This window comes from Paenibacillus sp. RRE4, assembly GCF_031844205.1.
GTDB lineage: Bacteria > Bacillota > Bacilli > Paenibacillales > Paenibacillaceae > Paenibacillus > Paenibacillus xylanexedens_B.
On sequence record NZ_JAUZUT010000001.1, the window covers coordinates 199,499 to 212,182 of the forward strand.

The 12,684-nt window shown below is 48.3% G+C and carries 9 protein-coding genes; 7 read left to right on the forward strand and 2 right to left on the reverse strand.

The window, feature by feature from the left end; translation table 11 throughout:
- Positions 1-366 precede the first annotated feature (366 nt).
- Positions 367-567, reverse strand: a complete 201-nt coding sequence (locus Q9R46_RS00875) for a cold-shock protein (RefSeq protein ID WP_090917732.1) — start codon at positions 565-567, stop codon at positions 367-369.
- A 372-nt stretch (positions 568-939) separates the two neighbouring features.
- On the opposite strand from Q9R46_RS00875, the gene Q9R46_RS00880 reads away from it, so the two are divergent.
- The 7 genes from Q9R46_RS00880 to Q9R46_RS00910 all read left to right on the forward strand — a co-directional run bounded on the left by Q9R46_RS00880 (position 940) and on the right by Q9R46_RS00910 (position 11,258).
- Complete coding sequence (locus tag Q9R46_RS00880; protein ID WP_311278599.1) at positions 940-2,550, forward strand: response regulator; 1,611 nt, start codon at positions 940-942, stop codon at positions 2,548-2,550.
- The gene (locus Q9R46_RS00885; protein WP_397386313.1) at positions 2,547-4,370 is read left to right on the forward strand and encodes a cache domain-containing sensor histidine kinase; all 1,824 of its coding nucleotides are present in this window, start codon (positions 2,547-2,549) and stop codon (positions 4,368-4,370) included. The genes Q9R46_RS00880 and Q9R46_RS00885 overlap by 4 nt, the downstream gene beginning before the upstream one ends.
- Positions 4,357-5,565, forward strand: coding sequence for a substrate-binding domain-containing protein (locus Q9R46_RS00890; protein WP_311278600.1), 1,209 nt, complete (start codon positions 4,357-4,359; stop codon positions 5,563-5,565). The genes Q9R46_RS00885 and Q9R46_RS00890 overlap by 14 nt, the downstream gene beginning before the upstream one ends.
- A gap of 113 nt (positions 5,566-5,678) precedes the next feature.
- Entirely contained in the window at positions 5,679-6,755 is a 1,077-nt protein-coding gene (locus Q9R46_RS00895; protein ID WP_311278601.1) for a galactose ABC transporter substrate-binding protein, read from the forward strand.
- Between the two features lie 75 nt (positions 6,756-6,830).
- On the forward strand, positions 6,831-8,354 hold the full coding sequence (locus Q9R46_RS00900) for a sugar ABC transporter ATP-binding protein (protein WP_311278602.1): 1,524 nt from the start codon (positions 6,831-6,833) through the stop codon (positions 8,352-8,354).
- Entirely contained in the window at positions 8,351-9,370 is a 1,020-nt protein-coding gene (gene mglC / locus Q9R46_RS00905) for a galactose/methyl galactoside ABC transporter permease MglC (RefSeq protein ID WP_154890711.1), read from the forward strand. The genes Q9R46_RS00900 and mglC overlap by 4 nt, the downstream gene beginning before the upstream one ends.
- A 310-nt stretch (positions 9,371-9,680) precedes the next feature.
- Entirely contained in the window at positions 9,681-11,258 is a 1,578-nt protein-coding gene (locus Q9R46_RS00910) for a sensor histidine kinase (protein WP_311278603.1), read from the forward strand.
- A gap of 163 nt (positions 11,259-11,421) precedes the next feature.
- Here Q9R46_RS00910 and Q9R46_RS00915 read toward each other — a convergent pair whose 3' ends face one another.
- Complete coding sequence (locus tag Q9R46_RS00915) at positions 11,422-12,576, reverse strand: DUF418 domain-containing protein (RefSeq protein ID WP_311278604.1); 1,155 nt, start codon at positions 12,574-12,576, stop codon at positions 11,422-11,424.
- Between the last annotated feature and the right edge of the window lie 108 nt (positions 12,577-12,684).

The following is a 12,684-nucleotide window of genomic DNA, read 5'->3' on the forward strand; positions in this document are numbered from 1 at the left end:
TAGGGCCTTCTGCTTTTGTCGGATAGGTTGGTTGCTTTCTTTTCGTGGTTAACGTTCGGCCTTGTAATCCGTGTGATCCTTGTGTTTGGATGGATCAGCCGCACGCGCAGGACGTGAGTGAGCTTCAGTACGTTCAGTGCTCGTTTGCTGAGGTGAGTAGAAGTTAATGATGTCGTCAACCGTGGAAAATACAACGTGTTCACTGGATTTATAATGATCTGTTGGAATAAAAACCTCTTTTCTGTAATGGATATAAGTTGTATAAACAAAAAGTCCAAACTTATATAGTGGTTGATGTAGATAAAACAACATAGTAAGCGTCATTGGGCATAAATAAAGAGCTGCCGGAGGCAGCCCTCGTATCAATTACAGTTTAGTAACGTTCTCCGCTTGTGGACCACGGTTACCTTGAGTTACTTCGAACTCTACACGTTGACCTTCGTCCAACGTTTTGTAACCATCACCTTGAATGGCGCTGAAGTGAACGAATACGTCTGTTCCTTCTTCAGTTTCGATGAAGCCAAATCCTTTGTCTGCGTTGAACCATTTTACTGTACCTGTTTGCATGTGATTCCTCCAAAAATAATAAGTTTTGTACGACCATTGGTATGAGCAATATTTCATTCTGATATGAATGCTCATTCGGTAGTTAAACCGTGACGTTCTGTCCACTAATGTATCGACCTATATCATCATAACATGCGTACCAATATAAGTCAATTTTTGAATGTATTTTCTAAAAAAAAATTGCCCAAGGAAGCACAATCCCTTGCCAGACCGGATAAAATGCTTCATCAATAGATCGTATTTCCCCATTAAAAAGAAAGCGATTACATAAATAAAATTTTATTGTATATTATGTTGGAAACCTTGCGCTTTATGATATCGGTTAAAGACCGTGCATATTCGTTTGTTAGAGAAAAAGGGAGGAATCATATCATGTACCGGGTGCTGCTCGTGGACGATGAGGAAGATGTTCGTGAAGGATTGGTTGTCGAGGTGGATTGGGAGGCACTGGATCTACGCATTGTGGGTCTGGCCGAGAATGGCCGTGAGGCTCTGGAGATGGCAGAGAGGATAGAACCCGACATCGTGATTACCGACATCAGCATGCCGTTTATGGATGGATTGGAGCTGGCACGAAGATTAAGGGAGCGGAATCCGCTGGTGAAGGTCGTTATTTTAACGGGATATGATGAATTTGATTACGCTCGGCAGGCGGTATCGCTTAGTGTAGATGAATATTTGCTGAAGCCCTTCTCGGCAGGACATCTTACCGAACTGCTCACCAGATTGCGTGCTCAGATGGAGTCGGAGATTGCGGAACGTGAGGACGTGCAGCAGCTACGAGAACACTATCGCACCAGCTTGCCTTTATTGCAGGCGGATTTGATTGCAACGTTGTTACATCGCCAAAAATCATCAGCATATATATTAAGCCGGGCAAGCCAGTGCGGACTGGAACTGGGAGGTAAACGTTATGGCGTATCGATCCTAACATTGCATCCGACCGAAGATCCGGAATTGAAGCTGTTTGCAGCGCTGAATATTGCGTCAGAAGTATGGGCAGATCACAAGGCAGGCTATGCCTTTATGCACCAAGAGACGGTTGTATTACTCTACGTGGAACCGCTGGACGGAGTAGCAGGGAATGCGGAAAACCTGCAACAGCATGCACTGGAAAATGTAATGCGAAGCATCCGTCACTATTTACGTGTACCTGTAACGATTGGGTCGAGTCGGCTTGTGGGCACCCTTCCCGATGTGAAGCATGCTTACGAGGATGCTTTGCTGGCGCTGGATTACCGACTTGTGCCAGGAACGGATTCCCTGATCTACATTGCCGACGTGGAGCGTCAGGCGGCTGGCAAGCTGCGTTTTGATGAATTGAAACAACAGACGTTAACCCGCTGCTTGAAAGCGGGAACTCAGGCAGAGCTGGAGCAAGGGCTACAGATCATTTTCCGGGAAATTACGGTGGAGCATGGGCGCAGTGATATTCAGTTGTATTTGATCGAGGTATTAACTACCGTTTGGAAGGCCGCACAGGCTTCGGGTGAAGAGATGGAGGATATATTCGGTGCCGGATTCCAGCTGTATACGGATCTGTTCCGACTTCCGGGTCTGTCCGAGGCACAACATAAGGTGAGTGAAGTCTGTCTGCTTGTACAACAGCGAATCTCCAGCGGGCGCCAGCATGTGTATAAAGATATTGTGGAGCAGGCGCTCACGTTTACGAAGAAACATTATGCCGATCCGGATCTGTCCATTCAGAAGGTATGCGCGCATCTACATATCAGTTCCGGTTATTTTTGCAGTATTTTCAAAAAAGAAGTACAGCTTACCTTCCTGCAATATCTGATGCAGATTCGAATGGATGAAGCAAGGGAACTGCTTCGCTCCACGGAGCTGAAGTCGTTTGAGATAGCCGAGAAGGTAGGCTTTGCCGAGCCGAATTATTTCAGCTTTTGTTTTAAAAAGCATATTGGCGTCTCGCCCAAAGAGTATCGGAAACAGGCAACTACGACCCCGGAAGGTTCCCTTCAATGAGTTGGAACACGTTAACCGCACGAATCAAGTCTATTGTGATGAAGCTCCGCTTGGTTGTACGTTCCTCCAAGGTCAGCAGTATTCGTTCTATTATTACATGGTCTTTCTCCATCTTCATTGTACTGGTACTCACCATTATGGCGATATTGTTGCATGACAAATTCACTCAGGCTGCGGAGCGCAGTGCAGAACTGTCGACCAGACAGATTGTGGATCAGGTCAGTTATAACCTGGAGGATTACGTGCGCAGCATGTCCCATCTGTACCGTGCGATTGAGGAACATATGCTACGGGACGGTACATGGGAAGGAGAGCAGGTGGACAAACAGCTGGATACCTTGCTCAGTAGCCGGGAAGACATCATCTCCATTACACTGCTCGACGCGGACGGACAGTTGCTCAAGAACAGACCGGCTGCTGAACTGAAGCGCAGTGCTCATGTCACGCAGCAAGGATGGTTTCAATCAGCCCTGCGTGTACCTAATCATCTAAGTTTCTCCTTGCCTCATATTCAAAATATGTATGCTGGACCCTATCAATGGGTCGTTTCCATGAGCAAGGGTATTACCATCAAACAGCAAGGTCAGGAAAAGCAAGTGATCCTGCTGGTCGATATTAATTTCAAGCAAATGGACGAACTGAGCAGTCGGGTTAGCCTGGGACAGCGGGGGTACGTCTATATCATTGATGAGAGCGCAGGCAATATTGTGTATCATCCGCAGCAGCAACTCATGTATATGGGACTGAAAAAAGAAAATATTGAGCAGGCATTGGTAGCTACGGGGAGTTACGAAGATGAGGCCGATGGGCAAAAAAGGCTGAATACCGTCAAATCGGTGGCAAATATCGGTTGGAAAATTGTCGGTGTGGCGTATCTGGATGAAATCATGACGACACGTCAGGAAGTGAACGGATACCTCATTCGTGTGCTGGTTGTTGTGCTGGTGCTTGTCATTGTGGTATCCCTGTTTCTCTCTTCGAGTCTGACACGTCCAATCCGGCTTATGGAACGGAAGATGAAGGCGGTGGAACGAGGGGATTTCAACGTGGAACTGCCTATAACGGGACCACTTGAGGTCGAGCGCCTGGCGCGCAGGTTCAACCTGATGGTGAACAAAATCCGTAACCTCATGGATGAGATCATTCATGAACAGGAGCAGAAACGCCGTCTGGAGCTGGAGGCCTTACAAGCCCAGATTAATCCGCATTTTCTGTATAACACGCTGAATTCGGTTGTACGCATGGTTGGCATGAGCCGTAATGACGAAGTGATCACGATGATTACGTCGCTTTCCCGGTTATTTCGCATCAGTCTCAGCCAGGGGAAAACGATCATTACCGTCCGTGAAGAATTGGAGCATGCCCGTCATTATCTGACCATTCAGCAGATGCGTTTCAAAAACAAGTTTACTTTCACCATTCATGCGGATGAGCAGGTACTGGACTGCCTGACACTGAAGCTGATACTACAGCCGCTCATCGAAAATGCCATCGTGCACGGTATCGAGTATCACATGGACGAGGGGCGTATCGAGGTGCATGTGCAGCGAGAAGAGCAGATTCTGGTATTTCGAATTACAGATAACGGTGTAGGCATGTCGGAGGAACAGATGGAGGGATTGCTCAGCGGCCGTCCGGTGGTGAAGAGCGGGGCGGGCTCCGGTGTCGCTGTACGCAATGTGCATGATCGCATCCGGCACTATTATGGCGAGAGATACGGCCTGGAATTTGCAAGTGAGCTGGAGGAAGGTACAACGGTATGGATTCGGATTCCTGTTCAGGAGGAAGAGAAGGAGGACGGGATGAATGATGGACGATAGCCCAATCAGTAGCAAAACCACTGGTGAAACCAGCAACAAGATCAATAACCAGAGCAAAAGCACACGCCGTGTATTGGCAAAAAAAAGCCAGGCCACTCTTCCCGGTTCCCCGGGATTTTGGCTATTCAAAGCCTTGTGCCAGGCAGCGGCGGTAGCCTGCTGTCTGTTCATCTGTGCCGCCTGCGGCATGGCAGGGGCGGATCAACCGGCGTCGCCGCAGCGCATAGCGCTGATTACGCCTGCGGGCACGGGGGAGCTCGCCGAAGCGATCCGCCTGGGAGCCGAGGCAGCCGCCAAAGAGCGCGGCGCACAGCTCATTACCGTTGAAGCGTATCCCGTGGATTCCGCTTCACACACCTCACCCAACGCGGACTATGCGATAAGTCCGCCACCTTTGGGCACACCAGCCGCAGCAGATCGGGATTTTACCCGCAGTGAGCGTGAACAGGCACAGGTTCAGGCAGCCGTACTCGCATTGAAACAAGGGGCAGCCGCGGTACTGGTTGATCCGTTAAGTGAAGATACCCTGGCTGATATCATTCGGGAGGCAGAGACGGCGAGAACGGATGGAAGTATCGTACCTGTTATTGTGCTCAACGATGAGTTTCCCGTCAAAGGCATCACCAGTGTCATCTCCATGGATAATCTCGAGGCAGGACGTCAGGCCGGGCAGGCCATGGCCGAATTACTGGAAGGCCATGGCCATATTGCTTTAGTAGGCCCGGACCCGCTAAGTGCAGGTCTGGTTCTACGGGAACAAGGGATCGTGGAAGCGTTGCAGCAATACTCGGGTATCAACATCATCCCCAAATCCGTATGCAACAACAGGGATGCGTGCTGGCAAACAGTCAAGCAGTTGCTGGATCAGCATGAGCTGGCCGGAATCATTGCCCTGCAAGAGTCGGCATCGCTCGGCGCGGCAGATGAACTGCATCGCCGCAAGGATGGAAGGCAGATCAGCATTGTTGGGTTCGGCAGCGAACAACAACAGTTAGAGCAGTTGCAGGAAGGCGTTTTTCAACGATTGATTGTGCAGAATGGGTACAGTGCTGGCTACCTGGGGCTTAATCAGGCACTTGCCAAACTGAAGCGGGAGCATGTTCAGACAAGGGTCATCCTGGAGACCAAGGTCGTTAGCACAGACAATATGTTCTGGATGGATAACCAGAAGCTGTTATTTCCGTTTGTGCAATGAACTGATGAGGATTTCGATAGAACAGATGAAGATATTGTATTCGAAAACAATGTAAACCCTTTCATAATAAAGACATCGGTAAAGCCGAATGAACTTGGGGGAGGTCATGAAGAATGAAAAAGAAAACGTGGATGACATTGTTGCTTACGGTGTGCATGGCGGTGGCGGCAGGATGCAGCAACGGGGGAGATAGCTCTGGCGGAAACGGAAATGCGGGAACAGACAGCGGTACGAAAGCAGAAGCTGGAACGCAAACGGAAAATCCGAAAATTGGCGTTGCCATCTATAAGTTTGACGATACGTTTATGACGGGAGTAAGGAACGCGATGACTGCGGCAGCGGAGGGGGTAGCTACCCTTGATATTGTAGACAGTCAGAATGCGCAACCGACACAGAATGAAAAGGTCGATCTGTTTGTATCCAAGAAATACAATGCCATGGCGGTGAATCCGGTAGACCGGACCGCAGCAGGTGTCATTATCGACAAGGCGAAAGCGGCTAACATTCCGGTGGTGTTCCTGAACCGTGAGCCTGTAGCAGAGGACATGAATAAGTGGGATAAAGTGTATTATGTCGGGGCAAAAGCGGAAGAGTCCGGTACAATCTCGGGTCAGTTGATCGTGGACTACTGGAAAGCACACCCGGAAGCTGACAAAAACGGCGATGGCAAGCTGCAATATGTCATGCTGAAAGGTGAACCGGGTCATCAGGATGCCGAGCTACGCACGAAATATTCCGTTCAGGCCATTCAGGATGCCGGCATTGAAGTCGAAGCGCTGGCTGAAGATACGGCGATGTGGGATCGGGTAAAAGGCCAAGAGAAAATGCAGGCCTTCCTTGCTTCGCATGGCGACAAAATTGAAGCGGTACTGGCGAACAATGATGACATGGCACTGGGTGCGATTGAAGCATTGAAAGCAGCGGGTTACTTCAAGGATGGCAAAACCATGCCTGTGGTAGGCGTGGATGCTACAGCTCCGGCGATTCAGGCGCTGCAGGATGGTACCATGTTAGGCACCGTGCTGAATGATGCCAAAAATCAGGGAGCGGCAACGGTTGCTCTGGCTACTGTTCTGGCCAAAGGCGAGACACCAACCAAAGAAAACACCAAATTTGATATTACAGACGGGAAGTATGTCTGGATTGCTTACAAAAAAATTACGAAAGACAACATTGCCGACGCCCAATAATAGCAGCAGAGAGGGACGTATGTCACCCAGGCAGCGTCCTTTTTTTGCCGGTCAGATGAAAGGGGAAGATAGAAGATGCAGTCACCTTATCTGCTGGAGATGAACGGGATTTCCAAAGCTTTCCCCGGCGTGCAGGCACTCAGCGAAGTTACACTGAAGGTCAAGCCGGGAACCGTTCATGCGTTGATGGGCGAGAACGGGGCGGGAAAGTCAACCTTGATGAAATGTTTGTTTGGAATGTATCGTCCCGATGCAGGCACAGTGCGCATCGAAGGCAAGGATGTAGAAATCCCGAATTCGAAGGCTGCGTTACAGCAGGGTATATCCATGATTCATCAGGAACTGAATCCGGTTCCGCACCGTCCGGTGACGGAAAACATATGGCTGGGACGATTCCCGATGAAGGGTCTGCTGGTGGATGAGAAACGGATGTATGCCGATACGCTGGCACTGTTCCGGGATTTGAACTTGGACATTGATCCGAAGGCACTCGCTGGAACGTTGTCTGTGTCTAAAATTCAGTCAATGGAGATTGCCAAGGCGGTATCGTTTCACTCCAAAGTGATTGTAATGGATGAACCGACCTCATCCCTTACAGGTAAAGAAGTGGAGCAATTGTTTACGATCATCAATAAGCTGCGAAGCCGCGGCGTGTCCATCATCTATATCTCGCACAAGATGGAGGAAATTTTAACGATTTCGGATGAAGTAACCATTATGCGTGATGGCTTTGTTGTAGGCACCTGGGACGCTGCGGACCTGACGACAGACCTGATCATTACACGTATGGTTGGTCGGGATTTAAGTGAACGATTCCCGGAGAGGCTTAATGTCCCCGGTGAAGTCATTCTTCAAGCAGAGGGGCTGACGTCGAATCAGCCGAATTCGTTCCGGGACGTTTCGTTTCATTTGCGCAAAGGCGAAGTACTTGGCATCGGTGGGCTTGTTGGCGCGCAGCGGACGGAACTGATGGAATCCTTGTTTGGCTTAAGAGGACTCGCTTCAGGTACGATTTCTATTCATGGGCGCAAAGTGAAGATTAACTCGCCCGCTGCAGCCAAACGTCATAACATAGCACTATTGACCGAGGAACGGCGAGTGACCGGGATATTCCCCGTGTTATCCGTCTATGAGAATACGATTATCGCAAGCCTTGGCCGTTACCGGAATCGTCTGGGTTTACTGGATGAGAAGAAGGGACGCGAAGAGGCGCAGGAACAGACGCAAAAGTTCAGAACCAAAACGCCTTCGGTTAACACGCTGATTCGAAACCTGTCTGGAGGCAATCAGCAAAAAGTACTGCTGGCTCGCTGGCTCTTGACTGACCCTGAGATTCTGTTGCTGGATGAACCCACACGCGGAATTGATGTCGGGGCCAAGTTCGAAATCTATACGATCATTACGGAACTGGCCCGGCAAGGCAAAAGCATTATCATGATCAGCTCCGAGATGCCTGAATTGCTAGGAATGTCAGATCGCATTATGGTCATGAGCGAAGGACGCCTCACCGGCATTGTGGACGGAGCCGAGGCGACGGAGCAGCATATTATGAGGCTGGCCGCGCAGCAGCGGATGGCTGGTCAGGAGGAACACACATGAATACAACCCTTGTTCATCAAGTGAAGCAATACGTGGCTCAGCGTGCGATTTTTATCGTGCTGATCCTGCTTGTTATCGGTATCGCCATTGCCGATCCGAACTTTCTCGCATTTTCCACGCTGAGAGATATTTTGCAACAATCCTCTACTCGCGCGATTATCGCACTTGGCGCGGCTTTCATTCTGGTGACGGGAGGCGTCGATCTGTCTGCCGGACGCGTCGTTGGTCTGACAGCGGTGGTATCAGCATCCATGTTACAGATTGATACCTATGCCAATCGCTTTTTCCCGGATCTGCCGCAATTATGGGTGGGTTTGCCGATTGTAATCGGTATCATAGCAGGGTTGCTCGTTGGTCTGGTGAATGGCCTCATCGTTGCCAAGTTGCATGTACCCCCTTTTATTGCCACACTGGGTACGATGGTCGCTGTTTATGGTCTGAACTCGATCTACTTCGATACAGAACCCAACCAATCGCAACCCATCGGAGGGCTTAGACCGGATTTCACGACCATAGGATCAGGTTATATTGATCTGGGTGGAGGTTATTCGATTCCCTACATCGTGCTCATCGCCATTGGAGTAGCACTGATCTGCTGGGTTGTTTTCAACAAAACCCGTCTGGGTAAAAACATGTATGCCATCGGCGGAAACATTCAGGCCGCTCACGTATCCGGTATTCATGTCGCACGAAACCTGATTGCGCTGTATGCAATTGCAGGAGCTCTCTATGGACTCGGCGGTGTACTGGAAGCGGCTCGTACCGGTGGAGCGACGAACAACTACGGTAACATGTACGAACTGGATGCCATTGCTGCATGTGTCGTTGGCGGGGTGTCTACGGCTGGCGGAATCGGAACTGTACCCGGTGTGATGGCAGGCGTGCTGATCTTTGGCGTCATTAACTACGGCCTCACCTTCATCGGGGTAAGTCCTTACTGGCAATTGATTATTAAAGGATTGATTATTGTTGCGGCTGTAGCGTTTGATATTCGCAAATACATGGCTAAGAAATAACAGGATATCTTCTTAATCTTCCAGAACGATTGATCTAATATGGAAAAACAACAAAGAAGCCAGCCCTCATTCCACGAGAGCTGGCTTTGAATACTTTATGATAAATTTTGCGTTGCGAAATACGTGTAACAATATTCATGTACACATTCTAACATTTCAATTCATTCATATGTCCTATTGTTTTTGAAAATTATACATCCTTGCGAATTTTAACAGCTTCCAATAATCGACAACATCGGCTAATCATAATCGATATAATATTTGTGTATATGTTTGTTAGTGTGACTTTTGTCTAAGGGGGCGAGGCTATTTGCTAAGTTACACAATGAAGATGGTAATTTTCCCAATAGGTTGTCTGCTTGTCATTGTATCCTCTACTGTACTGGGACAAGCATCGCATCCAACCTTGATGATCGTCACAGGGATTCTGCTAATGATCAGCATATGGGCGGAAAGGCGTTATCCATTTTTAACATGGACCCAATGGCTCATCCTTGGTGCATTTCATTATTTCAGTCAATTAAACTGGTGTAATCTGCTCTATTATATGCTCATCATTTCAATGATTCAGAACAAGCAGAGGATGGTACAGACCTTACCCATTTCACTGCTGCTTATGCTCCAGTATACGATCATCAGGTTGTCATATGTCCCGATAGAACCATACAGCTTGCTCGTGTCTTTATTTGATTTGCTGACCGCGGTACTGGTTATTTGGCTATATCATACTTTAATGAACAGTGAGTCTGAACAACGGAAGCTTCGGGAAAAAAATCGGTTTCTTACCCTTCATGATCCGCTTACGGGATTGTTGAATTACGAAGGATACATGCAGGTGCTTCATAAGACGTTGGAGGAAGAACGATCATTCCTCTTGATTCTTTTGAATGTTAATAATTTTAGTGGATACAAAAAAGAATTAGACGATCCCTGGTGTGCAGTCATTAAGGGCATCGGACAAAAGATCACGAATCAGTTCCCCGAATCTTATGGCATATCGAGGTATGCGGGTGACCGATTTGCCATTGTGTTGCCGCAAATACCCTATATCGAAGAACGGATATCTTCCTTGTTGTTAAATCAGCTACAGGGATTGCAAGCGAGTTATAGCCTATCGCGTTATCCGAGGTCATCACAGACCTTGCAGCAATTCATGACCAGTGCGGAAGATCAACTGATCGAGCAACAGCGCAGTCAGTGGATTAAAAATGAAGAGGAAGTGTTCCGTTCCGAAAGACTGCGGGCTGTAGGCGAGCTTGCTGCAGGGATGGCACATGAGATCCGTAATCCACTCACTGCAATCCGAGGATTTTTGCAACTGTCTCGTGGGCAATCCTTTAATATCGCACCGTGGTATGAAGTTATTATGAGTGAGGTCACAAGAGTCACTGATTTAACGGGGGAATTTTTACAATTTTCCAAACCTCAAGTCCATCATATGAAACCGGAGAAGCTGTCGCTTTGTCTGGAACGGGTGATGTCTCTGACCGAATCGGATGCGGCTTCCAGAGGACACCGGATTACCCTTCATGTGCGGGACGAGTCGGTTTGCGTGAACATGGATCGGGATAAAATTGTACAAGTTCTAATCAACCTGATCCGTAATGCTTTTGAAGCGATGTCAGACCCCGGAGAGGTACATATCGATATGATACAGGAAGGGGATAACGTGTTGATCTCCATAGCGGATACGGGGAGCGGGATTCCTGAGCGTTCGTTAACCGCGATTTTCAACCCGTTCTTTACGACAAAAGAAGAGGGAACGGGACTGGGGCTAGCACTTTGTCAAAAAATTGCTCAGGATCATAACGGTAATATTACCGTTCACAGTGAAATGGGTGCAGGTTCCACTTTCACGTTATGTTTGCCCGTAGAGTCGGGCGAATAATGCTTGGTCTTTATAGGCCAGACCAGCGCAAAAGGGGGAGAAGGCGTGCTGGGTCTTTTAGTAATATGGAATAAACAAGGGCTATCCTATGAACTCCATCGGTCATTGATTACGATCAATCATCGATGGAGTTCCGGAATGCCCTTATTTGCGCGAAACGCATTTATACAGATGTGTCTTGAGACGTACTTCCGGGTCTGGGAGAAGGGGAGAGCGACAATCTGCGCCATAACCATTCGACTGGACCTAGTGGATATTTGCGCAGCCAGAGGTGAGAGAAAAGCATTAAGAGCAGACAGATGCCAAGCCATATCAGCAAAATAAACAGTGAAGACGGGTGTCCGCCGAGGCCAATTCCCCATCCATAGAAGAGCGCAGAAGCGATGATGTTTTGTACAATGTAACAACTTAGCGCCATTTTTCCAATTTCACCGAAACGCTGGAACAGCGAGGGGAATAGCCCTTTTTCCAACCCATAAGCAATGATTCCGAGATAACCAAGCGTAAGTACTGGCGCGCTGATATATCGTACCCAAATATCCATAACTCCACCGGGAACGAGCAGAAGCAGATTCAGAGGAATACCTGCCGCAAGTCCGATCATCATCAGTTTACGGCGCTTACGGCGTCCAGACTCGTCGTTAGAAAATACACCTGTTCGCAGGAGCAGTGCCCCTAGCAGAAAAAGAAAAACATTCAGTGGGATGATAGCTATCGATTCTGCACGGAAAAAACCAAAATTGTTGAGCCGGAACGTCACTTGTTCCCACCACGTTCCGGAAGCGTACAGATGAGTAATGGTATCCATCCCGTTAAAGGATGAACCGGATTCGAATGCCAGCAAGACTGTAATGCCTGTAACGGCGATCACATGTATGCTTCCTGCAATCACCATCATCGTTAGCATAAAGCGTTTGGAGCGATGAATAATGAGGGAAACAATCATGCCAGTAACGGCATAACTCATTAACACGTCATACTCTATTACTAAAATATAATGCAAGAGTCCGTCCAGCAGCAGAAGTGCACATGACCAGATATAGACACCGGGCCAGGCATAGCCTTCACGAGCTGCTTTTTGACGTTTCAACTCCATGCCGGCTCCAAATAGCAAAGTGAGCATGCCTAGAAATTTTCCATTCACTAAGATGAGCATGATCGTCTGCACCAGACGATCTCCTGAACTCCACCACGGTTCAAGCGCGTTACCGAATACCAGATTCAGATCGCCAAGGTAAGCAAAAATCCAGATGTTGGTTCCCAAGGTCCCAATAATCGCAAAACCCCGAAGGATATCGAGTAAGGCAATACGTTTCATGCAGTCCTCCTTTTTTGATACATATGAATTAAAAACAATATAACACAGATGTACTAAAAAGAAATATTAAATTTTATGGACATCAGGTTCATGGATAATGCGGCAGGT

Bases quoted from the DNA above. Each gene is read 5' to 3' on its own strand.
- Q9R46_RS00875 (WP_090917732.1), bottom strand. From the start codon at position 567: ATGCAAACAGGTACAGTAAAATGGTTCAACGCAGACAAAGGATTTGGC.
- Q9R46_RS00880 (WP_311278599.1), top strand. From the start codon at position 940: ATGTACCGGGTGCTGCTCGTGGACGATGAGGAAGATGTTCGTGAAGGA.
- Q9R46_RS00885 (WP_397386313.1), top strand. From the start codon at position 2,547: ATGAGTTGGAACACGTTAACCGCACGAATCAAGTCTATTGTGATGAAG.
- Q9R46_RS00890 (WP_311278600.1), top strand. From the start codon at position 4,357: ATGATGGACGATAGCCCAATCAGTAGCAAAACCACTGGTGAAACCAGC.
- Q9R46_RS00895 (WP_311278601.1), top strand. From the start codon at position 5,679: ATGAAAAAGAAAACGTGGATGACATTGTTGCTTACGGTGTGCATGGCG.
- Q9R46_RS00900 (WP_311278602.1), top strand. From the start codon at position 6,831: ATGCAGTCACCTTATCTGCTGGAGATGAACGGGATTTCCAAAGCTTTC.
- mglC (WP_154890711.1), top strand. From the start codon at position 8,351: ATGAATACAACCCTTGTTCATCAAGTGAAGCAATACGTGGCTCAGCGT.
- Q9R46_RS00915 (WP_311278604.1), bottom strand. From the start codon at position 12,576: ATGAAACGTATTGCCTTACTCGATATCCTTCGGGGTTTTGCGATTATT.